Origin of the sequence: Vibrio chagasii, assembly GCA_041879415.1 — a bacterium.
In the GTDB taxonomy this organism is placed as follows: domain Bacteria; phylum Pseudomonadota; class Gammaproteobacteria; order Enterobacterales; family Vibrionaceae; genus Vibrio.
The window spans coordinates 1,050,273-1,074,761 of sequence record CP090852.1; the positions used below are offsets into that span (position 1 = coordinate 1,050,273).

25 protein-coding genes are annotated in these 24,489 nt (G+C 44.1%); 4 read left to right on the forward strand and 21 right to left on the reverse strand.

The features are described 5' to 3' along the window. Window positions 1-5 precede the first annotated feature (5 nt). A complete protein-coding gene (locus L0991_18560; GenBank protein ID XGB64034.1) occupies window positions 6-635 on the forward strand; it encodes a bifunctional 4-hydroxy-2-oxoglutarate aldolase/2-dehydro-3-deoxy-phosphogluconate aldolase in 630 nt (209 codons plus the stop codon). A gap of 99 nt (window positions 636-734) precedes the next feature. On the opposite strand, the gene L0991_18565 is transcribed toward L0991_18560, so the two are convergent. Further along, window positions 735-1,274: a disulfide bond formation protein B gene (locus L0991_18565; GenBank protein XGB64035.1), complete on the reverse strand. Its 540-nt coding sequence runs from the start codon at window positions 1,272-1,274 to the stop codon at window positions 735-737. Between the two features lie 9 nt (window positions 1,275-1,283). Beyond that, window positions 1,284-1,439, reverse strand: a complete 156-nt coding sequence (locus L0991_18570) for a DUF5993 family protein (GenBank protein ID XGB64036.1) — start codon at window positions 1,437-1,439, stop codon at window positions 1,284-1,286. Window positions 1,440-1,772: 333 nt separating this feature from the next. Between L0991_18570 and L0991_18575 the strand changes: the two genes are divergently transcribed. Further along, complete coding sequence (locus L0991_18575; protein ID XGB64037.1) at window positions 1,773-4,034, forward strand: hypothetical protein; 2,262 nt, start codon at window positions 1,773-1,775, stop codon at window positions 4,032-4,034. A gap of 90 nt (window positions 4,035-4,124) precedes the next feature. On the opposite strand, the gene L0991_18580 is transcribed toward L0991_18575, so the two are convergent. Continuing rightward, complete coding sequence (locus tag L0991_18580; protein ID XGB64038.1) at window positions 4,125-4,385, reverse strand: DUF5062 family protein; 261 nt, start codon at window positions 4,383-4,385, stop codon at window positions 4,125-4,127. 448 nt (window positions 4,386-4,833) lie between these two features. Between L0991_18580 and L0991_18585 the strand changes: the two genes are divergently transcribed. Next, window positions 4,834-5,049 (forward strand): hypothetical protein, encoded by a 216-nt coding sequence (locus tag L0991_18585; GenBank protein ID XGB64039.1) that lies wholly within the window; start codon window positions 4,834-4,836, stop codon window positions 5,047-5,049. Window positions 5,050-5,159: 110 nt separating this feature from the next. Here L0991_18585 and L0991_18590 read toward each other — a convergent pair whose 3' ends face one another. From L0991_18590 to L0991_18625, 8 genes are all read right to left on the reverse strand, one after another. Further along, window positions 5,160-5,906: a phosphatase gene (locus L0991_18590; protein ID XGB64040.1), complete on the reverse strand. Its 747-nt coding sequence runs from the start codon at window positions 5,904-5,906 to the stop codon at window positions 5,160-5,162. A 15-nt stretch (window positions 5,907-5,921) separates the two neighbouring features. Next, the gene (locus tag L0991_18595) at window positions 5,922-6,656 is read right to left on the reverse strand and encodes a nucleoside/nucleotide kinase family protein (GenBank protein XGB64041.1); all 735 of its coding nucleotides are present in this window, start codon (window positions 6,654-6,656) and stop codon (window positions 5,922-5,924) included. A 10-nt stretch (window positions 6,657-6,666) separates the two neighbouring features. Beyond that, a complete protein-coding gene (locus tag L0991_18600) occupies window positions 6,667-7,185 on the reverse strand; it encodes a transcriptional regulator (protein ID XGB65413.1) in 519 nt (172 codons plus the stop codon). Between the two features lie 52 nt (window positions 7,186-7,237). Beyond that, complete coding sequence (locus L0991_18605) at window positions 7,238-8,509, reverse strand: zinc-binding dehydrogenase (protein XGB64042.1); 1,272 nt, start codon at window positions 8,507-8,509, stop codon at window positions 7,238-7,240. A gap of 48 nt (window positions 8,510-8,557) precedes the next feature. After that, a complete protein-coding gene (locus tag L0991_18610) occupies window positions 8,558-9,907 on the reverse strand; it encodes a PTS mannitol transporter subunit IICB (GenBank protein XGB65414.1) in 1,350 nt (449 codons plus the stop codon). Between the two features lie 82 nt (window positions 9,908-9,989). Continuing rightward, window positions 9,990-10,433, reverse strand: coding sequence for a PTS sugar transporter subunit IIA (locus tag L0991_18615; protein ID XGB64043.1), 444 nt, complete (start codon window positions 10,431-10,433; stop codon window positions 9,990-9,992). 539 nt (window positions 10,434-10,972) lie between these two features. Then, entirely contained in the window at window positions 10,973-11,404 is a 432-nt protein-coding gene (locus L0991_18620) for a GNAT family N-acetyltransferase (GenBank protein ID XGB64044.1), read from the reverse strand. Between the two features lie 119 nt (window positions 11,405-11,523). Next, window positions 11,524-12,180 carry a QnrS family quinolone resistance pentapeptide repeat protein gene (locus L0991_18625; protein ID XGB64045.1) on the reverse strand — a complete coding sequence of 219 codons (657 nt, stop codon included), beginning with the start codon at window positions 12,178-12,180 and terminating at the stop codon, window positions 11,524-11,526. 319 nt (window positions 12,181-12,499) lie between these two features. Here L0991_18625 and L0991_18630 point away from each other — a divergent pair, with 319 nt between their 5' ends. Next, window positions 12,500-13,078: a TetR/AcrR family transcriptional regulator gene (locus tag L0991_18630; protein XGB64046.1), complete on the forward strand. Its 579-nt coding sequence runs from the start codon at window positions 12,500-12,502 to the stop codon at window positions 13,076-13,078. A 91-nt stretch (window positions 13,079-13,169) separates the two neighbouring features. Here the strand turns inward: L0991_18630 and L0991_18635 are convergent, their stop codons facing one another. The 10 genes from L0991_18635 to L0991_18680 all read right to left on the reverse strand — a co-directional run bounded on the left by L0991_18635 (window position 13,170) and on the right by L0991_18680 (window position 24,422). After that, window positions 13,170-14,417, reverse strand: coding sequence for an anaerobic sulfatase maturase (locus L0991_18635; GenBank protein XGB64047.1), 1,248 nt, complete (start codon window positions 14,415-14,417; stop codon window positions 13,170-13,172). Window positions 14,418-14,536: 119 nt separating this feature from the next. Further along, complete coding sequence (locus L0991_18640) at window positions 14,537-16,282, reverse strand: arylsulfatase (GenBank protein ID XGB64048.1); 1,746 nt, start codon at window positions 16,280-16,282, stop codon at window positions 14,537-14,539. A 76-nt stretch (window positions 16,283-16,358) separates the two neighbouring features. Beyond that, window positions 16,359-16,790, reverse strand: a complete 432-nt coding sequence (locus L0991_18645; GenBank protein ID XGB64049.1) for a sel1 repeat family protein — start codon at window positions 16,788-16,790, stop codon at window positions 16,359-16,361. A 161-nt stretch (window positions 16,791-16,951) separates the two neighbouring features. Next, window positions 16,952-18,145, reverse strand: a complete 1,194-nt coding sequence (locus L0991_18650) for an iron-containing alcohol dehydrogenase (protein ID XGB64050.1) — start codon at window positions 18,143-18,145, stop codon at window positions 16,952-16,954. A 176-nt stretch (window positions 18,146-18,321) separates the two neighbouring features. Further along, a complete protein-coding gene (locus L0991_18655; GenBank protein XGB64051.1) occupies window positions 18,322-18,765 on the reverse strand; it encodes a hypothetical protein in 444 nt (147 codons plus the stop codon). 52 nt (window positions 18,766-18,817) lie between these two features. Beyond that, window positions 18,818-20,233 (reverse strand): coniferyl aldehyde dehydrogenase, encoded by a 1,416-nt coding sequence (locus L0991_18660; GenBank protein XGB64052.1) that lies wholly within the window; start codon window positions 20,231-20,233, stop codon window positions 18,818-18,820. 241 nt (window positions 20,234-20,474) lie between these two features. Continuing rightward, a complete protein-coding gene (locus L0991_18665; GenBank protein ID XGB64053.1) occupies window positions 20,475-20,957 on the reverse strand; it encodes a MarR family winged helix-turn-helix transcriptional regulator in 483 nt (160 codons plus the stop codon). Window positions 20,958-21,310: 353 nt separating this feature from the next. Further along, complete coding sequence (gene choV, locus L0991_18670) at window positions 21,311-22,525, reverse strand: choline ABC transporter ATP-binding protein (GenBank protein ID XGB64054.1); 1,215 nt, start codon at window positions 22,523-22,525, stop codon at window positions 21,311-21,313. Between the two features lie 2 nt (window positions 22,526-22,527). Then, window positions 22,528-23,370, reverse strand: a complete 843-nt coding sequence (choW, locus tag L0991_18675) for a choline ABC transporter permease subunit (protein XGB64055.1) — start codon at window positions 23,368-23,370, stop codon at window positions 22,528-22,530. An 80-nt stretch (window positions 23,371-23,450) separates the two neighbouring features. Beyond that, window positions 23,451-24,422 carry a choline ABC transporter substrate-binding protein gene (locus L0991_18680; GenBank protein XGB64056.1) on the reverse strand — a complete coding sequence of 324 codons (972 nt, stop codon included), beginning with the start codon at window positions 24,420-24,422 and terminating at the stop codon, window positions 23,451-23,453. Window positions 24,423-24,489 lie beyond the last annotated feature (67 nt).

The window sequence follows — 24,489 nt, forward strand, 5'->3', positions numbered from 1 at the left end:
ACATTATGTCTACAATCAACAACCAACTTAAAGCCCTAAAAGTTATCCCTGTTATTGCTATTGATAACGCAGAAGACATCATCCCACTAGGTAAAGTGTTAGCAGAAAATGGACTGCCCGCAGCAGAGATCACGTTCCGTTCGGATGCTGCTGTTGAAGCAATTCGACTACTTCGCCAAGCACAACCAGAGATGCTGATTGGCGCAGGAACTATCTTAAATGGTGAGCAAGCACTCGCAGCTAAAGAAGCGGGCGCGACATTCGTGGTTTCTCCTGGTTTTAATCCAAATACAGTAAGAGCGTGCCAAGAAATCGGCATCGATATTGTTCCTGGCGTAAACAACCCTAGCACGGTTGAAGCGGCACTAGAGATGGGCCTCACTACTCTCAAGTTCTTCCCAGCTGAAGCTTCTGGTGGCATCAGCATGGTGAAATCTTTAGTTGGACCATACGGCGATATTCGACTCATGCCGACTGGCGGTATCACACCATCTAACATCGATAACTACCTAGCCATACCTCAAGTTTTAGCTTGCGGTGGTACTTGGATGGTCGACAAGAAGCTCGTTACCAATGGCGAGTGGGACGAGATTGCCCGACTAACACGCGAGATTGTTGAACAAGTGAATCGTTAGTCATTAACGTTCTAGAAAGGACAAACTCCCTTTCCTCTAAAACAACAAAGCCACAGCAGACGCTGTGGCTTTTCTTTTCACTATAAAACGACCAATCCATCAATTAAGCAGCCAATAGCTCACTGGATTGTCTGGGCACTGATAAGGTCCACATTCAACAAAGGTAGCGATAGCATTGAGTGCAACCACGACGATGGCTAATAAGCACGCCACACGCCCCAAGTTACTCATCTTATACGCTTCTTGCGACGGCTCTTTATTAGTCAATATTAGAATGACGGCAACCGCTAATATGGTCGCAACAAATAACACGAAAGCCCAAGTGTAATAGTGCATTCCAAAGATAGGACTACCATAGCCAGGCGTGCCTGGAATCACATGCAGCGATACCTGTCTTAAAGAGGTGGCGACACCATACAAAGCACCGATCAAAACAATGCCATAGTGACGGGGTTGAGGCCCATAAACCACATTCAACATAAAGCCAAACGCAACCATCACGAAACCGATACGTTGCAATAAACACAACGGGCAAGGCAACTCGTGAAGAACAAACTGAAGGATGAAGCCTATCAACAGAACGGCAGTCATGCCGAGTAGGCCAAGCGTATTTAGGAGCGTTAACTGATTTCGATTCATGTTAGCTCCTTACAATAAGATGGGTAACGAATCAGTCGCATGGTGATTGAACCAATACAACCCAAGGATCACAGAGCCCGCAAAAAAGCCATAAGCCGCGGTCTTCTTCTCGAAAAAAGCGCATAACATCGCCACGAGTAATAGTAGAAACAGTAAAGACATCATAAGAGGTATTCCCTCGCTATTTATCAAGTCCAGTCATATTGAACGTCAAAATGAATATCCACACCTACGCCCCAAACAGCATTCAAAATCGGCAAATCTATGGATTACGGATTAAAAATCATCAATTTAATACTTGTTAGTAAGCGTTAACCTGTCAAGTTTCCGCGACTAACAAAACGCTTCTGTGGATAGAAGATGCAAGTAACACGCCGAATCAAGAAAAGCATGCGCACCTCAAAATCAGGCATACCACGAAACGGAGCACAGATTTTACGATTAGCTACACTTACCAAACAGGGATAACACTAAAAGAGTGAATGGCTAGGAAACTTAATGAAAACAACACGATTTGTCTCTGCCCTATTTCTTACCAGCCTTACCATTCCTAATATTATTTGGGCCAACTATGCGATCGTTCTACCCGGTCAACATGAGCAAGGGATCGACTTACAAGGTAATGAAATATCTGCCCACGATGTGACTGATTGGGAGATCAACCATAGTGATTTGATATTTGGAGCTAATGCTAACCAAAACCTTAAAACCAATATCCCGGCCGTTGGCTACATGTACAACCAAAAGTTAGAGTTAAACTCAGGTCCACTCGAAGACGAGATTAGAGAAATAGCAGAACGGTACGGCATCGATTACGAAGATTTCTTTTTACACTTTTCAGAAGACACCATCCTTACAGAGCCCAACCCAACTCATGGCGAGAATACGCTGTTAAACCGTAAGCCCATGCTTGTGGGTTATACCGCAGACGCAATGCACGCAGGTTTTGCCCTTTACCAACCACCACCTTGGGATGCCGATGTCTTTGAACATTTCCAACAAGGTGGTGCACTCTACCTTTACCATTCAGAACAGTTCAACAGTGTCGATTTTGAGTTTTCACGCTTTGCACAAGGTGGGAGGTTTTGGATGGAATACCCTTCTGAGGCGAACAGCAACAATCAAGTCACTGCATGGTCTCATCTTGTTATAAGTGAAGATAACACCGAGAACATGACTCAAAACCAAGCGGTTAGCTGGGAAGTGCCCTCTGATTGGGTACGAGCAAGCACTCATGGTGGTAGTGGCAAAAGTTATGGTGGCGGGCAGTATTTCGGTTCGCCTTTTGTCCGTGATGGCGGTCGTTTATACGTAGTTAGAGTGCGTTGGCAAGGTCAAGCAAGTGATATTCGACCCCGTTTAAGTCGCATCCAATTCAGAGATAGCTTTCCAAGAATTACCAAAGAGGACTTACCGTCGAACAAAGTGACGCTTGGTTTTAAAGAGAGTAGCCACAGCCCCTCCCCTAATGAGCCAAAGCGTTGGAGAAAAATTCGTGGCTTCGACCAATCGGCCGACCTTAACCAAGACAACTATTTGTCTCCTGCTGAATACCAGAATCGAAGTAACAAATCCGCCACAGCTCGATTTCGTTGGGAATCTCGCGTTATTCCTTTTGGTCGAATGTGGGACCAAAATTCGTCATGGTCGCTAACCAATCTGGCTAATCCCGGGCTATTAATGGCAATGGGCAGTTATTATGGTCAACATTGGACCAAGCTAGGTGTCTCTGGCGCCTACAACGATGACACCAATAAGCTCTTAGGTAGCAATCAATTTTATATTTACTCTGGCGGGAACATCGCTGAACTTGGTGCTATCGCAGGCTCAACTGAAGCTGATGAACGCTATAAACAACAGTTTTCCACCTTTCTCAAACGACTAACTGCCGTTAACGACAAACCGTTAATTGGACTCAATATTGGAACAGCGAACCTCTATGGTCGAAATGGACAATCTCACCTCATAGGTGCAGGAAACCTGTATTTCAGGGAGCACTATATATTTCCGTCAACGGGCTTTAGCGGCTATGGCGGGCTATCGAAGTTTTGGGATAACTCAGCACTCGGCTATTCAGGTTCGAAGGTTATTCAACAAGCCACTACGCGCTATGGACGAGTACAGTTATTTGGAAACAACCAAGAGAATTGGCAACAAGACCAGTACTCAGCTCTCGCGATCTATTACCTCAACCACCACCCCGAGCACACCTACTTCAACCAATGGAACAGTGGTTACGCATATGGGAGCAACAACACCACAACAGATAATTTCTGGAAGGCTGGTGTACCCCAAAATATGGCTTACCGGCCCACAACACTGCTCAACGTTGATCTTGGTGCGCCTTCAGGAGCCATACCAAATGGCTTCCAACCACTTACATTGATGCTCTCAACCCGCACTCCACAACCTGAAGATTACTCGATTGTTGGCAACACTTCGCAAACCCACATCGATCACCCAGATCTACCGAATGGCAAGGTTTCACTATTACCTACTCATACCTATTTCCTTTATCAATCAGATAAACAGGTTGTGGAAGGCGGCCCAGAAGACATGGTGATTGCCAGAGAGTTTGAGCATGGACGCGTTCTCTATCGCACCGATTTTTATGGGAAAAACGCTGATTTTTATGCCGTAGAGAAAGTCTCTATTCGATTAGACCCACCAATGAAGCCCGTAGCTACTGATGGCAAAGTGGGCGAATATATAGATGAAGTGCAGATAGGTGGTTACCAAGGTTTGATACTACTTTACTGAAGCTGATCACACTTGAATTGGTCACCTTAAAACAAAGAAACCTAGCAATTGGTCGCTAGGTTTCAAAAATAAGAACGAATAACTCTTTGCTTACTTCAGAGGATCATTATCAGGCAAAGCGTTGTGTATCCATAACGCTAGGCGCTTCTTAATATTTGCACCATCCAACTTACTGTCTGGTAACGGAGTGATTTGATTAACTTCAACAAGAAATAGATAAACAGCCTTAACCTTGATTGGTTGAGATGAATTCGGCAAATCGAAACCTTGCAACTTTGCCATTTTAAAACCGACTTCTAGAGCCTTCTTAACCAGCTTATCTTCATTCATGATCTTCGCGGTTTTCGACATATCATCTCCATCATCTTCGTAGAATGAACCTTGAGTATATCAAACCAAATCTTCGACAAGATTACCGCGCTCTCAATTCGAACACTCTCTTTGATAAATTACATAAAACAATTCGCAGATCCGAAATCAATGCCCGCCCAATTGACATTCACAAGATAAAAACAAATACGCAAACGATATCTTAACAAAACACTCAATAAATGAGACATTCAGTCAAGAAACTGAAAGTTAGACCGTTTTTAGCTTACCAACCCAAAGAATACAGAATACTATTATTGTCATATATATACTTTTAACTTTATAAAACAAGAATAAATCACTGTTATTTAACTAGTTTTATACCACATCGACTTAGATCATATTTACAGTCACCCGTAAAGAAAACTTATTTACAAAATACTCATTAAATAAATAAAATAGACCCACTAATCTTATACTGGTGTTAATAATGCGTTACCTATGGGCTTCATTCTGTCATAAAAACCCAATTCCCGGACGAATCGTTCATATCCTTGTTATCTTGATAGCATTAGCTTCTATCGTGGTTCCACTAATGACAAAAGATGCCACAACGATACTCGTTTCACTTTGTGTTGCTTTGGTGTGTTTTGTGCTGTTTGTGTTCTTTGCCCTCGCCGACAAAATGCGTTCGGGTATGCACTAATCAAATATCCAGCTCACTCTTAAGCACCAAGAATGATAGAAAGAAAAACGCCCAAAGTTATCCACTTTGGGCGTTTTTACTTCAGAAGCGAATCACTTTAAAACCTGTGCTCAATAAAGATCTGCAAACTCTTCAATCCGATTCTTTCCTCTTAATAACAAAAAGTTAAGAAAGCGTGATGTGGAAGTCGAGATTACTTTCTCTTCAGGTACTTCATGCTTTTCCAAAAGCGCAATGGCGAGATCTAAATGTGCAATCTCCTCACAAAAGTGCGCATCAGATCCAGTCGAAAAGTAAACGCCTATTTCCTTACCGATTTCCACAATGTTACTGCAGCGAACATCACTACCTTTGCGGCTTTTCCCCGTCAAAGAGGTATTGTTCACTTCTATTGCTACATTGTGCTCTTTCGCGCATTCAAGTACCGCCCGAATATCAAATGGGTAATTGGGGTTACCGAGGTGTCCAAGCACATCAACTTTCCCTCTTTTAATCACATTGATTAGCGCTTGAGTATGTACCTCTTCCGTTGAAGGCGGGAACACAGGTTCATGGAAACTGGTAATAGTCCAATCAAGGTGTTGATAGGTTGAAGATGCTAGGTCTAAATCACCTTCAACATTAAGAGTATTCGCTTCCACTCCACGTAGGATTCCAACATCGTGAAGGAAACGGGGCAAAATTCTTTGGTTATTGAAAAACCAGTAGTGGGGGGCACCCGGCATTTCAGGAGCGTGATCCGTTGTGCAAAGAAGTTTTAGCCCCTTCTCCTGTGCTGCTTTCGCATTCTCTATAATAGTGCTGTAAGCATGGCCGCTAGCAAGAGTATGAGTATGGCTGTCGACGACGATCTTCATAGCGACCTCCTAAAATCAATTGATGTCAAAAGAACCATCTTGGTTCATGTACAGTGTCAGATCTGCTTTTACTGAGTGATTCAAAACCATGTCTACATTCTTAGAATCTGAGCTTTGATAAAACGCGAGTGCCTCTTCTGGTGTTGAACCACCGCGAATCTTTCGGTTCACCAAGCGCTCTTCTAAAAACTTAGGATCGGTATCAATGAAGATAGTGAAATCAGCAAGTTCGTTAAGCCCATTCCATACAGGTTCGTTAAGCAGTAACCAGTTACCTTCAATCACGACAATTTCTTTCTCTACCGTAATAGCATCATCAACCGGATCATGTAGGTTACGGTCGTAGTATGGCCATTTCGGATCTTGGACTTTGAGCTTTTTTAGCTTGTCTATCAGGGATGTGAGGTTAAAGGTCTCGTGGGCCCCTTTGATACTACGCAGCTTTATCTTCTCATCGCCGCGCATGGTGTAATTCGAATCAAGAATATCATTTGGGTAGTGGAAACCATCAAAAGGGAGAACCTGTAATGGCACGACATTAGGAATGGTTTGGGAGAGATGCTCCCAAAATGCCGCTAGGGTCGATTTCCCGCTACCAGGAGGCGCAGCCAGGAATATCACTGTTCGTTCGTTTTTTTCTTGGTGAAGGCGAGAAAACTTTTCAACCAATGGCTTATGAATCTGTTCGATATTGTTATCTGGGAATACAGCTTCAGTCTCAAAGCCACTGACATTTAGGGAAACTTTCATATGAAAAGCCTTAATCTAAAATTTCGTTCTCCACGGTTTCTAGTAAACCCTCACAAGCGAGCTTTAACACGGTTTTAACCAGTGACTCATAGCGAGCTTGAGAAAAGGAGTCGAATGATGAAAATTTTAATTGGTTAATCGAATCAAGATAGATACTGCTATCGGACTTTGAGAGCGTAGATTGGTTGCTGATGAAGTCGTAAATCACATCATCACTAAACGAAATCGGCTCTTTTTGTTGAGCGACAAAGCCGTGCATTTGGTCAAACAAGTTAATGTCAGCGTAACTCTCTAGTGAGATCTTACCCATCGCAAACATTAGTTTTGATACCACATCAATCTCGACTAATGGACCATCTTCTTTGAGAAGAGGGGTCACGGCATACTCAATCACCAAAGGATCTTGTACGAATACCCTTGGCAACAAATGCTTCAACTTGGCTGTAATTAGCTTATGAGATGCTTGAATAAAACAAGTGGCAGTTTCGCACTCTTCTAACGCATCTAATAAATTGTCTTGCACCGTAATAACATGTTCCTTATTGGTCGTGGCAGCTATGTAGCTGCCACTAAATCATCGATTAAGCCGTTAGGCTAACGCCATAGAACTCAAGCAGTGCTTTCTCCGCTAGCTCGTTCCAAACGTAGTTGCTGTCTTTCAAAATTCGGTCTAGTTCACCGAAGAACGGGTCTTGGTCTGCTAGCTTGTGGAATTCATCAATTGCCGTCAGTGGCAGGTCAATGTGCGGGTAGATTAACTTTTTACCACCAGGGATATCCAATTGATTTAGGATTGTGTGAGGTGCCGCTTCTAGACCACCAACATGAGTTAACATAAATGATGGGTTGATCTTACCCGCTTCAGAAAGTTCAATGGATTCAACCATATCCCCCGTTGAACCGCCAGAGGTTCCGACAATATGCGTTGATTCATAGTGCACATTGTAAAAGTTGAACGGTACTTTAAATTGCTTGTCCGTTGGGCCCGCAAAGAAATTCAGGCAGCCATCGTTACCTAATAGTTCATCAGCTTGCTCAAGCACCTGTGCAACCGCTGCGTAAACCATAACATCATCGTAGCCATTGCCTTCGTTTAGGTTTTTCAGGTATGCCACAGGGTCATCAATTTTTGCCGTGTTTACGTAGTGAAGTTCAATGCCGTTTTCAGCCGCTTTTGATACCGGAATTAGGCTCTCAGCGCGCGCCAGGCGAGCTTCATCAATATCAGTCACAACAATACGACTTGGCTTAACTGGGCCGTTAATCGCGTAATCAATCGCGCCAATGCCCATAGGGCCAGCACACGCTAGAAGTGCTAGCGCACCACCTTCTTTAATACCCATTTGGTGCTCGTACACGTAAGGCGTGGTGTGGTAGCTCGCATGGAAAGCACCGATGATGCAAGACATTGGCTCCGCAAGTGATGCATTTGCGTAGTAAGAGCTCTGATATGGCAGCACACAGTCTAAATCAATCGCAACTTTAGGGATGATTGAGTAGGTTGCATTACCACCAAATGTCTCGTAGCTGTAGCCTGCTGAATATCCTGTAGGTAGGCCCATTGCTGGCTGCAGTACGAATGGTTCACCTGGTTTGAAACGGTCTTGTAAGTTAGCGCCCACTTCTACAATCACGCCTGCATATTCATGACCCGTCATCACAGGCACTTCTGAAATGTTCTCTGGCACACGCTTGTGGTTGCTACCGAGTAACGCCGCTTTGTAAGTCGATAAACAGATGCTGTTTGAAACGTTTTTAACCAGCAGTTCATCATCTGAAATCTTTGGCAGATCGAAGGTTCTTAGTTGAACGTCTTTCTCACCACAAATTACCGCTGCAGTTGTTTGAACCATGATTTTATCTCCGAAAAGTGGGGCCAATACCTGACCCCAGACTATTAATTAAGCTTGCTGACCGATGGTGTCCATTAGGTTGTCTAATGCTGGGTCATGTAGGAAGTTCTTGATAGTCACCACAGGAAGACCTGTTGCTTTGACTGCGCGACTCTCAAGGCTCTCGTGGGTCACCACCACGTCCGCGTTGCTTGGAACTTTCTCGATTGCGAAGTTCTTCACTTCAACATTAAAGCCGGCTTTTTCGAGTTTGCGCTTGAAGGTTGATGCTCCCATCGCGCTTGAACCCATGCCTGCATCACATGCAAAGGCGACGAATTTGATGTCTTTAGCTTCTGCTTTTACCGCTACTGTTGGAGCTTTAGCGACTGCGCCTTCTGCTTTCATGTCCTTCATGTCAGTAACAGATTGCTCGAACTCATCTTCAGATTCTGTCTTCTTGCTCACTTTCAGGATTGCACTTGCCACAAGGAAAGACACAATTGTTGCTGTTGTTACACCGGCGATGGTTGCGAAGAAGCTGCCTTTTGGTGTTAGTGCTAGGTAAGAGAAGATTGAACCTGGGCTTGGACCTGCAACCAGACCACCATCAAGTAGGTTGAAGGTTGCAATACCTGTCGCTGCACCTGCAATCATCGCGAGAATCATGATTGGCTTCATTAGCACGTATGGGAAGTACAGCTCATGAATACCACCGAAGAAGTGGATGATGATTGCACTTGGTGCTGATTTCTTACTTAGACCTTGACCGAATTTCGCGTAAGCTAGAAGCATACCCAGACCAGGACCAGGGTTAGACGCCACCATAAAGAAGATAGATTTGCCTGTTTCAGCTGCTGCTTGCAGACCTAGAGGGTAGTAAATACCTTGGTCGATAGCGTTGTTCAGGAACAGTACTTTTGCTGGCTCGTTAATAATCGCAAGTAAAGGTAGGAAGCCAGTCGCAACTAACGCTTCGATGCCAGATTTAACGAACAGGTTCGCTGCCGTTACTGATGGTCCAACAATCGCGTAAGCAAACAGACACATCAACATGCCGAAGATACCTAGCGAGAAGTTGTTCACTACCATCTCAAAGCCAGAAGGGATCTTGTCTTGTAGGCGTTTGTCAATTTGAACAATCATCCAGCCACTTAGTGGGCCCATGATCATTGCACCAACAAACATTGGAATCTCGGCACCAGCGATAACACCCATAGTACCGATAGCACCCGCTACAGCACCACGCTTGTCACCGACAATTTGACCACCGGTATAACCAATAAGTAACGGTAATAAATAGGTAATCATCGGACCAACAAGTTCACCGAAATATTCATTCGGCATCCAACCTGTTGGGATAAATAATGCAGTAATAAAGCCCCATGCAATGAAGGCTCCGATATTTGGCAATACCATGGCAGTCAAATGACCGCCAAAAGCTTGCACTTTGGCTCTTATATTTGTAGACACGTTATATTCCTTATTTCAAAGGTTATTATTAGTAACTTTTAATAATTTCAAGTACTTCAGCTTTTGAAGAAGAAGCTGCCAGTTTGGCAATGTTTTCTTCATCAACCAACATTTCGCTCAGCGCTTGAATAACCTCGATGTGTGTATCTGAATCCTTTGCAGCTAATGTTAATAGAACATTGGCCGGTCCCATATCAGAACCGAAATCCACAGGGTTAGAAAAGACATGAATGCCAAGGCCTGTCTTTAATACTCCGGCTTCCGGGCGGGCATGAGGCATAGCAATACCTGGACAAAGAACGTAATAAGGTCCATTATCATGCGTTGACTGAATGATCGCGTCTGCGTAGTTATCGGTAACGTAACCCTTGTCTTGCAGATAACGAGTCGTTTCCTTAACAGCATCTTCCCACTTATATTCAGAGTGGTTAATAACATCAATTAAGTCGTGGTCAATAAGGTCATAAAGCATAATATATCCCAGTTATTCTTTGTTCGTTGTTGTTGGGATTATTATCAATGGAAGTTGAGGAATAGAGAAATGGCGGCAAAGTGAGATTTAGTTCACTTAAATATCAGAGTCAAACGATTAGTTATTCTCTACCTCTCATATTTATTATGAAATTTAATTACAAATTTATTATTAACAACAAGTCAATACCGTAAATTTGATCGAGAAAACAATTTAAGGATTAAATTTAAACACCACAAATGTGATAAAGATCTATTTACACGTATTGACCAAGCATTAAGTGTGATAATGATTACACTTAATTTGGGCGTTTGGGTAATGTTAAGCGCTAAAATCAGTGACCAAGATCCCGTATGAAATACAAACACCACTACCTTGTAAGTGAATAACATCTCGTTGACTCGCCGAATTGGGCGCGCCCCATATTGAATAGTTTAGATTCCATTGGCACAGATACGGAAAAGCCCAAAGTTATTAGCTTTGGGCTTTTCTTCTAGCGACTGTGGTTGATTACAACCGGGTAATACGACAACCGAGTCTTACAGCGTCATATGCAGAATTGGAAATGGTTTCCCCATATCATCAAGTGGTGAGCGTGATTCAATTTTGAACCCCATGTGCTGATAGAAACCTACCGCTTGTGGGTTTTGCTCATTCACGTCAACTTTGGTCGCTGCCAACTGCTCAATCGCATGTTGCAACAACACCGTACCCACTCCTTGTCCTCGAACTTCGTTCAGAACGAAAAGCATCTCGACTTTTGCATCATGGACGCCCACGAAGCCAACAATCGAACCACTTTCATTTTTAACGCATTTCAAAGAAACCGCAGGGAACGCATGTTCCATGATGATAGGTTTAAAAAACTCAATATCTTCTTCTGTAATAAAGTCATGAGTTGCTCGGACTGAATTCTCCCAAACCTTAAGCATTTCTGCATAATCTTCAGGAAGCACATTTTCTATAGTCATAATTTTCTCTTGATTGAACTGAATATAAACATGTGCAGCCGCGAAACCGTAGTCTAGCAGTGGTTAGAAAAGCAAAACAACCGTCTTTTCTCGGTTAATCAAAGATTTCGCTAACCCTATTAATCAGGCATTACCACAATACCCATAGTTTCAAGCAGTTGCTCTTGTTGCCAAGCGACAATTTTAATGCCCGATGTGTCAACCTTTCGAGGGTCTAACCCTTCTAATTCAGCATGACACAAGTTTGCTCCCTGCATACTGAACTGTCCCCATACATCTTCAGAGAATACGCCTCGACTCAGGTCCGACTCCTTTAATGACGCTCCTGCAAGGTAAGTCCCTATCCAACGGTTCTCAAACAGCTCACATTTTTCTAAACAAGCCTGTTCAAAGTTAGCATAAGACAAATTACAGCCTGTGATATACGCAGAGCAAAAGTACATTCGATTACTCACCTGGTTGGCAAAGTTTGTTCTCGTAAAGTTAGCCCCTTTCAAGTCACATTCACGTAGCTCAATCCCATAGCAATTGGCGTTGCTAAAATTCGCCATGGCGAGCTGGCAGTTCTGAAAACTGGCATCACGCAGGTCTGCGATACCGAAGTGACACCCTTCGATATCGCCTTGCTCAATGAACTTACAATTAATAAAGGTCGTGTCACGCAGATTACAACGCCTAAAGTCACAGCGAATGAAGGTACATGCTGTGAAAGTCATATCGGACAAATCTTGTTGAGCGAAATTGTGGTGATGATAAGTACTGTTATTAGTGTCCATTTAGCCCCCTAAAGAAAGTAAGCTAAGACTACCACTGCGATCTTCAGAAAACATCAAATTAAAAACCAAAAAAAACAGTAACTTAAAACACCTGTTTTTAGCCAATTTAAGGCACCAAATAAGCAATTTAAGCAGGTTATTTCCAGTTAATAGAACGCGCTTATTTTGACAAAAGTTTCGACCTCTGGAGGCGATTACAGAAAGAAAAGGTAATGAGACGAGTTAGGCTATTTAGGATGTAAGCCTACCCCTCTAGACTGGACGGTTGGTATGCTTCTCGCTACACTGTTTGTCATTCTCGGCATAAAGAGTAAAACCAATGAAAGACATGCGACAAGCTATGCTCGATGCAGGGTTTAGCCTTATTAATGAACATGGGTTCGCAGGCGTTGGCTTGATGAAAATCATCAACCAGGCAGAAGGTACTAAAGGTTCGTTTTACCATTACTTCAAATCTAAAGAACACTTTGGTGAAATCCTGCTGACTAACTACTTTGATGAGCATTTAACTAAACTTGATGACTTTTTAAGTGATGAGTCACTTTCTCGTCGTGACCGTGTAAAAGCCTATTTTGACTTTTGGTGCGCATCGAAACTGACTGAAGACTTCAATATCCAGTGTCTTGTCGTCAAACTCGCTGGTGAAGTCTCAGGTTCAGAAAATCCATTGCAATCGACCATGGCGGAAGGAGCTGAGAAGATCATCCTACGTATGGCAAAGCTGTTTGAAGAAGGCAATGCAGCAGGTGATTTCAATATCGCAGAACCTGAAACGCTATCACGGACACTTTATGGTCTCTGGCTAGGATCAACCTTAATGGCGGCGATGCAAAGAAACCGTTCGACTCTCAACAATGCGATGGAAGAAACTTTACTCGCACTGAGTTCAAAGGACTAATCAACGACAATGCTCAAAGGCTCGCATGTTCCGCGAGCTTTTTTATTCCTGGACTCAACGAACGCTTTGCTTCACTTTATCGACAGATAAATCACCTTGTACGCGGCAGCATTCCATTAGCTTGCAAAAGGGCATTAAGTGTAGGGTCGATATGTTTAAAAAACTTAAGCCACCCTTCACACAGGTAATTTAACCCAGCCTCACCGTCACGACTGGTAATGATTCGGTTCTTGGGGCACTCGCCATGGCAAGCAAATTTAAACTCACAGGTTTGGCACTGTTTAGGTAACGACTTTTGCTTCGCAAATCCAAAGGTTTGTTGAGCAGGTGAAAACGCCAATGTTGATAATGGCTTGTCGTGGATATTACCCAACTTGAATTCTGGGTAAACATAATGGTCGCATGAATACGCATCGCCATTAGGTTCAACCGCTAGCCCTTTGCCACAGATTTCACTCAAAGTGCACATGGTGCTGTCTTTTCCCATCCAAACACCGACGAAATTTTCAAAGTAAGGGATAAGTACTCGACCAAAATCATACTCGAACCACTCATCAAAAACGGCTTTAAGAAACTCTCCCCACTGTAAAGAACCAACACTCCAAGATTCAACCTCTCCCGAAACCGGAATGATCGCTTGCTGGTTGCTCAACCATTTATTGTTAGTATGAGCCTCGCGCTTATCTACGACAGGGATGAACTGAAGCTGTTTGGATCCAACTTCGTCACGCAGAAAACGATAAACCTCTATTGGGTGTTGGCTCGTTACATCGTTCACACAGGTTAAGGTTGCAAACTCAACGCCATGCTTCTTTAGAAAACCAATCCCTCGCATGGTTTGAGAGAAGGTCCCCTTGCCCGCTTGGTTGGTACGGTAGTGATTATGCAGATGCTCGGGGCCATCAATGCTCACACCAATGATAAAGTGATTATTCTTGAAGAACTCACACCACGCATCATTCAACAAGGTGCCATTGGTTTGAAGGTCGTTGCTGATCTTGCTGTGGCTAGGGCAATACTTGTTTTGCAGTTCGACCACCTTCCTAAAGTACTCAATCCCCAGTAAGGTAGGCTCGCCACCATGCCAAGAGAAGATAATTTCTGGAGTGTTTTGTCCTTCTATATACTGCTTGATATACCGCTCCAGCAGTTCCTCATCCATCACATATTGAGTGCCCTTCGGGTATTCAAGCAGCTGTTGCTTTTCCAAGTAATAACAGTAGGTACAACTGATATTGCACACCGCCCCAATCGGTTTTGCCAACGCTTGAAGCTTGCTGTGTGCTTTACCGTTGAATTGAGGAATAGCGCTTAGATTTGATAATGATAGTGCCGTCATGAAAAGTACCTCGATGTAAAAGTTATTGTATTTGCTAAAACAATCAGTAGTTCCTTTACACGGTATCTAGCGGCCAACTCAGCTTTGCGGTGCTAAGTTAGCCAACTGATTCATTTCCTCTATTTCACGTTCTCAAACGGGTTCCACGCTTCATCAACGGGCACAATCTTTTGTGCTTTTTCGTACTCTTGATACTCAGCGACCATCCCATGGAACAGATCGGGCAATTGCTCTCTTAAGTCGTGCTGTTCGGCAGGATCTTTCTTGGTATTATATAGATGCCACTCGCTATCACCACCCATGCCGGTAGAGATTCGAATGATCTTATAATCACCTTTAAGTAGAATTCCGCTGCCAAACAGTTCGAACGGAATCGAGTTATCCGAGCTGTGAACCTTTGGTGTCTCTCCTTTGAAGTAAGGCACTAAGCTCACACCACTCATCGGTGCCACTTCTCTACCTTGATACTCTGTTCCTGGATGCTCGACATCAGCAATTTCAAGAATGGTGGCAGCGATGTCTTTTACTTGTGACAAGTCATCGGTTTGAGTTCCCGGCTCTAATGCTTGCTCTCCCTCTAAAACGGCCTTCGCAGGTTTAACAATGAACGGAACTCGGATACCACCTTCCGCGGTATAGGCTTTATACCAAGACAAGCCACCGGTAGACGCACTCGCCCACTCAGGGCCAAGTGACACACTAGAGTTTGCTTTACCTAAATTTTCAGTTGAGTTATCAAAGTGATGCGCCGTCCAAGTTCGAATCAGATCACTGATGTTTTCACCGGTAATATCTGCAGCTTCTGGGCCGTTATCTGCCAGATACATGATGTAGGTGTTGTCGTATTCACCGATCTCTTTTAGGTAATCAACAATCTGGCCAACTTGCTGGTCTTGCATTTCCATCATACCCATCGCCACAGCCATTTTCTTGCCGTACCATTTTTGCTCTTTCTCAGAGAGCGAGTCCCATGGTCGGCTTAATGAATTACGACCTGAAATATCCGCATCTTTAGGAATCACGCCCATCTCTTTCATTCGTTGAAAACGGTCTTCTCGAACCGAGTCCCAACCATGCTCGACGTAATAATCAACCTTGTCTTGATATGCGGATTCTGGTGCTTGCAGTGGAAGATGAATTCCGGTGAATGGGACGTAGGCAAAGAAGGGCTTGCCGTCGTCTTTTTTGCTGTCGATCATCTTGATGATCTCGTTGGTATAAACCTGATCTGAGTATTCGCCTTTATGTTTATCTTCGACGACTTCACCATTACGGTATGTTGGCTCAACTTCAACGCCTGGAATTTCACCTTTTTGAAGCGCATCAGCTGTCGCTGCATTTTTGGCAGGGAACATCATGTCGCGGTTAAAGTGATTCGATCCGCCAGCTAAAATGCCATAACTTTCCGAGAAACCTCGGTCATCAGGCAAGAAGCCATCTTCATGACCTAAGTGCCATTTACCTGATAAGTAGGTGTTATAGCCATTGTCTTTAAGTAACGTAGCTACTGTTACGCCCTTTTTGGTGAGATAACCTTCATAGCCGGGCTTGCCAATTGCCCCCGGATACACAGCATAATCAAAGGTGCCTAACCCAACCTCATGACTATTGGCACCGGTAAGCATCATTGAACGAGTCACTGATGAGGTTGGTGAAGCGTGAAAGTTAGTGAATTTCACCCCCTCTTCGGCCAACGCCATCAAATTAGGTGTATCAACTTCTGATCCATAAGGCTGGGTATCAGCAAAGCCAACATCATCGCCGACAATAACCACAATATTCGGTTTTTCAGATTCGGCGGCAAAGGCTGCGCTGCTTGCTGCTGCCATTGCGGTGAACAACACGGATTTCTTGAATGTCTGCATAAGACGCTCTCCAATTTCTATGAATAATTTTTCTACAATTAACTTATTCTGCAATTAACACAGGTTAGGATTTGAATTAGTGCGCGGCTTGAGACATCCAATGTAATAAGTCGAGCGCAGGGTCATAACCTTGAGCGGCTGCCATACCAATCCAGGTGACGGCTTCCGATTGGCTCACTTCAACGCCACTACCAGAGAAATACATCAGGCCAAGCTGAGTTTGGGCTTCAGGGCTCCCCTTACTTGCTGCAGCCTCGAACCACTCCGCCGCTTTATCATCGTTCTGTTCGACGCCCTCTCCGCTTAGGTATCGATAGGCAACAGAAAGTTGAGCGTCTAGTTGACCTTGGTAAGCTTCATCCAACAATTGCACGACATCTTGATGCTGCTGCGATTTAGCCAAAACAGCCTCACTCTCAAAGCTCTGTTTTCCAGTACTCGCTTTGGCAAACAGCAGGGCGACCAAAACACTCGCCAGAGTCACGGTAGTAAAACGTTTATTGAACATTTATTTCCTCCTCGGGAATAAAGGTCACAACGTCCCTGTTGAATGATTTAGGTGAAAAGTAGGAATGGCGCGATGATGCACAAACTAGACAGCAATACGTTTTCAATCTTCATGGTGAGTCCTCGGTGTACAATTAATGACTAAATCTTCTCAGCAACTAACTAGATGGATTTTTCTATAATCTGCTCAATCACTTGCTTTGAAATTGGGTAAAACTGGAAGCAGATATCTTTTTCAATCGCTTGGGCAATATTGCTCTTCTCTTGCGCGTCAAACTCCCAATGACTAAAGCGTTTCATCGCTCCGACACAGGTTTGGAAATCGTTTAAAAAGCCCAACACTCTCTGATAAATCATCTCGTCTGTACCCGTGCATTCAATCGAGAACGCTTGGGCTAATTTGAATGAATTTGGCATATAGAATTCCGGCAGAGCTTCAATCACAACCGGCATCAATACCGTGTTGGCATCGCCATGAGGAATATGGCTAATCGCACCAAATGCATGAGCACAGTTGTGGATTGGGATTCCGCCCAACGAAGAGTAGAACGCAGAGATCGCCATAGTGCTCGCTTGAAGAAGATTGCCGCGTGCTGTGAGATTTTCAGGTTCCTCAAGTGCCACGGGTAAGTTTTCAACAATCAGTTTTGCAGCTTGGATACCGTAAGCATCGGTAAAAGAATTGCTCATTGGCGAAACAATCGCTTCAACCGCATGTGTAAGTGCATCCATCGCAGTGGAGCGAGTAAGGTGAGCAGGTAATTTGGTCGTAACTGTAGGATCAAGAATCGCGATGTCAGCTTCTAAACCAGACGCCACTAAACTTGCCTTAATGTTTTCATGCTCGTTGTAAAAAACAGCAATCGGAGAAGCTTCTGCGCCCGTGCCTGCTGTTGTTGGTACCGCAATATGAGGCACTCGAATGTCTTCGTTATTTGGCCACACTTCCATAAAGCCACCACCGGCAATCACAGTGCGGATATCATCAATCTGTTTATGAAGTGCGTATTTCACGCCTTTCGAAGCATCAATCACACTACCGCCACCGACTGACAAAATAGCGTCTGCGTTCAAGTTGTTCGCAAACTCAATCGCAGCGTTAATATTGTCGCACGTTGCATCTGGTGCAATGTCGGTATACACGCCGACGAGTTGCGCAGCATCTTGACTAGCTTCTGGATTAACAAACAGTGCCGAGAATTGCTCAACAAAGCCCAACGATTCCAAGCCCTTGTCAGAAAAAAGCACAACGCGTTTTGCGCCTAATCGAGAGAATAAAGATGGGATATTTTCGATACCGTTCTCTTGAGCGTGAACAATGGTTTTCAGTTGAAAGTTAAAATTATTGGTTGTCATGGTGTTTACCTCATTTCTATTTGATGACTAAACAATAACCAATACAAACCGGTCGGTCTAGGATGTAATTGTCAAAGATATGTCAATTAAGATCCTTGAAGATCATTTCGCACATACAAAAAAACCCGCAGATGCGGGCTTAGAAATATTTGATCAAATGAGTTAAACAATCGAGGTTAACGCAAGTGAGCGGGCACCTTGGTTTTGTCTCGATTGAGGTAGTAGTAGAGATAAACCAAAGAGTAGATGGTTACAAACGCGTCAAGCGCAAACACACCACTCCAACCGTAGAACCACTCATAGTCATTAATACAAACGTTGTATAAGAAGATGCCAACAAACATCGACTTCTCAAACGCGCTGTAAATCATGGTCGAAGTACGTAGTGACTTGTACTTGGCAGAAAACATCAATAGCACGCCAATACAACCAACCATGACACCCCAGTGCTGATAAGTACCCAACAGATACTCTTTGTTTTCCATCATGGTCTCGTTGTAGGAAAACAGCGTCTGCATACTCCAGTCCGGTGCCAAAAAAGTGGAAAAAGCAGTGGCGGTCAACAACCCGGTGATCATCAAATACGACTTCATGGTTCTTTCAAAAAAACGTTCTAACATAAGTAACCTCTTAAATAATTTCTAAAATGAATAGCGTAATGTCGGGTGTGATTTACTTGCCTAGCATGTTCATCACAGCTGTCTTTAATTCGTTGTCTTCTTTTGAAAACAGATACTTAACGCGATGATCTAAGCCAGTTTCCAATACTGTTTTAGCGTGAGAGAAGGTGATAAACCCTTCTTTGCCGTGATAATTGCCCTGCCCAGATTCGCCAATGCCACCAAACGGCGCATCGTCGACCGCCAAATGAAAGACACAGTCGTTGATACACATTCCTCCCGAGTGCACTTGCTGCTTCACTTGAGACTGGAGGGTAGAGTTAAAACTCATCAAGTACAGAGCTAAAGGTCTTGGTTTGCTATTGATGATCTGGAACGCTTCATCAATGTTTCGATAGGTGATCAGCGGCAGTAACGGGCCAAAAATCTCTTCGTTCATCACCTTAGACGACAAGCTGGGTTCAACGATCAAGTGCGTCACTAATCGATGAGTTTCTAAGTCCATAGCATCGTCATGGCACGCAACGATTCGTGTGCCTGCTTGTTGTTCTTCATTCAATAGGCCGACAATACGGTCACATTGGCGAGGGTTAATCAGCGAGGTTAAATTCTCGGAATAGATCCCTTCATCAAACAGCAATTGGTACTGTTTTTTGTACTCAAGAATAAACGCCTCGAGCTTATCTTCAGGAAGTAATACGTAATCCGGAGCAACGCAAACTTGACCGTTATTGAGGCTCTTGCCATAAATGATTCGCTCAACAGCAAGATCAACTGGCATATCTTCAGCCACAATCACCGGTGACTTACCACCTAATTCAAGCGTGACAGGAGTTAACGTGTCAGCCGCAGACTTCATCACCTGACGTCCCACTTGAGTTGAACCCGTAAACAAAAGGTGGTCGAACGGCAGCGCAGAGAAAGCCGCAGCGACTTCAACTTCTCCTTCAACAAGGCAAACTTCATCAGAGTGGAATACCTCATCTAACATGGCTTTCAATACTTGATTAGTTGCAGGAGTAAATTCACTCATCTTTATCATCGCGCGATTGCCCGCAGCCAAAGCTGAGATCAGTGGCCCTACAGACAACATGATTGGGAAGTTCCACGGAGTAATAATTCCCACCACACCTTTTGGTTGATAAACCACTTCAACACGAGAAGTTGAAAGTAAAGGGCCAGAATGGCGAATAGATGAGGTCGACCAATGAGGCAAACACTCAATGCTATGGTCGATGTTTCCCAGACAAGGAAGAATGTCGGCCATCAAAGTGTCTTGTCTGCTTCGGTGGCCATAATCTTCACTGACCGCTGCACACAAACGGTCAGTGTAATCAATAAGTGCAGATTTCAGAGCTAATAACTGTTCAATTCTCACCGGTACCGTTGGCATCGGATCATTTGCAAAAGCTTCCTGCATTTTCTTCAACGTCGCTGTCATTTGTGTTGCCGTCAATTCATGTTTCATACGTCACCTCATCGTTGGGAGATGCACACAATAGTACAAAACAAACCGGTCGGTCTAGATGTTTTTTGTCAGAGAATCGTTAATGCTATGACTAATCAATGCATAGATATTAAATGGACTAGGAGAGCGTACGCAGAAGAAGTGAAAGGCCGAAGAGGCCCAAATTGAGACGATAGGATCAAAAATGGCCGCTCTAGGCGACCATTCATTATTTCTTTAATTCATTGTTTTAAATGAAAAATTAGCTTTTCGCGATATTAGCAATACCTTCAAGCTGAAGAACTGGAGCGGCATCAATGTCTTCCGCGTTCATCATAGATGACACACGTTGCATCGAAGAAAGCAGCAGACTTTGCTCCCACGGCTCAAGGTTTTGAAATTTGTTAACGAAGCTATCTTGCAGTGGTGGTGGCGCATTGTTTAGCAGCTCTTGACCTTTTTCGGTCAAGTTTGCATGCACTTTACGGCGGTCAGCAACACTACGGATACGTTGTACATAGCCATTCACCTCTAGACGATCAATGATCGTAGTGGTGGTCGCTTGGCTTACATTGGTGTGGTTAGACAATTCTTTGATCGTCACGTTACCCATTTCTTGGATTGCTCTCATTAAGATTAATTGAGGGCCAGTCAAACCATACTCTTTACTCAGCTTCTTCGAATGTAAATCGATAGCGCGAATAATTTGGCGAATAGCGACCAGGATTTCGTCATGTTTGTCCAAGATGCAGACCTTTGTACTAATATACGGTGAATGTTTTCACAGTGCTCAAGCGACTAAGAACTCCAATTACTAGAGCCAAAGCTGCTCGGGAATTACACTGTAAATTGATAAATTACTTCATTAATTTTCCCGCATTGTACTGATGTTCATACTATTCTCAATCTTTTCTATGCCTCTGAGTTTGAGCGTGACAACACTTTTGTACTTTGAGTACTGATATTCCGGTTTGAAGCGGAGAACCATCAAAGAAAAGTCGCGAACAAGAGAAAAATAAAAAGAGAGTAGAGTCAGATAGGTAGCGAGGTTTCACTACCTATTTATCGTTAAAAAGCGAGTGTGCTCAACTCAAACGACTAAGCAGCATTATTGAGTTGGAAATTCCCCGTCAATGCGTTGTAGAACTCACTGTTATCCAAGATTCCGACCAATTGATTGTCTTCAACCAGCAAGATGGGATGGTTGCTGATCTGCTTGAGCTTAATTGCATCACGCATGCCTATTTCAGGGCTTACGACAACCACACTCGACCCGCTGATCTCGGTTAAATCATCAGACTCATTCCACTCGACAAGTGCCAAATCCGATTCACCTTTTACAGATAGCTCCCCTTCGCTCTGTTCAACCCATAGGTCTTTTGAATCGCAGATCTGCCAGCTTTCATCTTCTTGTTTCAAAGAATCCAGAGGCTGCATCAATGAGCGACCTTTTAGTACATTCAATGGGTTAGTATGAGCAACGAAGTCCTTCACGTATTCCGTTTTAGGTGTGAGTACGATCTCTTCCGGCTTACCATGTTGAATCAGCTTGCCTGACTCCATGATCGCAATGTTGTTACCAATCTTCAGCGCTTCATCTAAATCATGGCTGACAAACAGAATCGTTTTATTAAGCTTGTTTTGCAGTGTGATCAACTCATCTTGCAGCTGTGCACGAATCAATGGATCAAGGGCAGAAAACGGTTCATCCATCAATAGAATGTCAGTGTCCATGGCGAACGCTCGAGCTAAGCCAACACGTTGCTGCATACCACCAGAAAGCTCATGAGGGAATTTGGTTTCCCACTCTGCGAGACCGACCATTTCAAGCTGCTCGCGCGCCTTAGCACGACGTACATTTTTAGCAACGCCTTGCATTTCAAGACCAAACGCCACGTTATCTAATACGGTCAACCAAGGCATCAAGGCAAACTTTTGGAACACCATCGAAACACGGTGGGTACGAAGGTGGCGCAGTGTCGCTTCATCACACTGTTCACCTAAATCAACCTGCTTATCGCCATCTTTAATTGCCAACGAGCCACGGCTAATCTCATTCAAACCGTTTACCGCTCGAAGCAATGAAGATTTTCCCGAGCCAGACAAGCCCATCAGCACGCAGATCTCGCCCTCTTTAACCGTTAGCGACACATTATCTACGCCGACGACTTGGCCGGTCTCGTCAATGATCTCCTGACGAGTTTTACCTTGGTCAAGTAGCTCAAGCGCTTGCTTCGGTTTATCACCAAAAACGACATCAAGATTTTTAATCGTAATTGCGTCCACTGTCTTTTGTTGCTGAGGAATAGACATGATTAAGCCTCCTTCTGATTAGGTGTTTTGCACAAGCGATCAAGAATGATAGCGACGAGTACGATCGCCAGTCCCGCTTCAAAACCTTGTGAGATGTTCACTGTATTCAAGGCTCGAACCACTGGTTTACCAAGCCCGTCAGCACCAACAAGTGCCGCGATCACGACCATAGAAAGCGACAACATGATGCACTGAGTGACACCAGCCATAATGCTTGGGAGAGCAGCCGGTAATTCGACTTTCAGGAGCAATTTCATGCGGCTAGCGCCAAACGCTTTACCTGCTTCAATCAGCTCTTCTGGCACCTTAGTCACGCCCAAGTAGGTCAGGCGTATTGGGGCTGCGATAGCAAAAATAATGGTTGAGATTAAGCCAGGGACAATACCTAAGCCGAATAACACCAAGGTTGGGATAAGGTAGACAAACGTTGGGACCGTCTGCATTAAGTCGAGAATGGGACGCAGTAACGTATACAGCCAAGGGCGGTGCGCTGCCATAATACCAACCGGTACGCCAATTAATACGGAAATCGTTGTCGCCGCAAAGACGAGAACAAAGGTTTCCAGCATTTCTTGCCAATAGCCAAGGTTGAGGATGGTCAGAAGCGCAGCGACAACGAAGATCACCAACGACAATTTACGGTGTAAATACCAAGCAATCGCAGCGGTAATCACAATAGGGAGCGCAGGCGGCATCCATTTAAATACATCGACTAAAAACAGAATAACGGTTTCTAAAAAGATAGAAATAGCATCAAAAAAACCCGCTGCGTTGATAGTTAACCAGTCAACACCAGCCTCCATCCATTGTCCGACAGGGATTTTGTTTTCCGTAATAAAATTCACAATATTGCCTTTCATTATTGGCGGGCCGAAGCCCACCTTTATTCTTTATATAGCTTTGGTAAACAGGTCTATAGGTAGAACTACGCTTTTACTTGCTTTAAGTACTCAGTAACCGCTTGAGTTGCTGATTCACCTTTATGAGTTTTTACGTTATCTAACCAAGCTTCAACTTGCTGTGGGTTGTCGTTTAACCACTGTTGCGCCGCTTTTTCAGGCTTTGCGTTTTGGTTGAGGATGTCTTCCATCAATTGGTTTTCCATCTCTAGTGTGAACTCTAGGTTTTGCAGAAGCTGACCGACGTTTGAACATTCAGATAGGTAGTTTGAACGAACATTGGTGTAAACATTCGCACCACCGTAATTCGGGCCGAAGAAGTCATCACCGCCAGAAAGGTATTCCATCTCAACGTTGCTGTTCATCGGGTGCGGTGCCCAACCAAGGTAAACAATCCATTGGCTGCGGCGTGCTGCTCGTGATACTTGCGACACCATGCCCGCTTCACTTGATTCAACTAGGCTGAAGTCTTTTAGACCGAATGCGTCAGAGTCAATCATCGATTGGATTAGACGGTTACCATCATTACCTGGCTCAATGCCGTAGATACGATCTTTGAATTTATCGGCGTGCTTAGCTAAATCTGCGAAGCTTTTAACCCCCGCGTCATAAACGTATTTAGGTACCGCTAACGTGTACTTAGCACCTTCTAGGTTGGCACGAACCGTTTCGACAGTGCCCGCTTCACGGTATTTAGCAATGTCGCCTTCCATAGTCGGCATCCAGTTCCCTAGGAACACATCGATGTCGCCGTTAGCCATTGAAGAATAAGTCACAGGTACTGAAAGCAGGTCGGTTTTTGTGGTGTAGCCTAGGCCTTTTAAAAGTTCAGTGGTGACAGCTGTGGTAGCGGTAATGTCAGTCCAACCAACATCGGCAAAGCGTACGTTTTCACATTGTTGTGGTTCAACGGAAGCGTTGGCTGCAAATGCAAATGAACTAATCGCTAATGAGGCTAACGTTTTTGTGGTCACGTTGTGCATGTTTAGAGTCGTCATAATGGTTCCTTTTAATCTTTCCTTTTTCTGCCTCTTCTCAATCAGTGGAGGCAGTTTTGCTGACTTT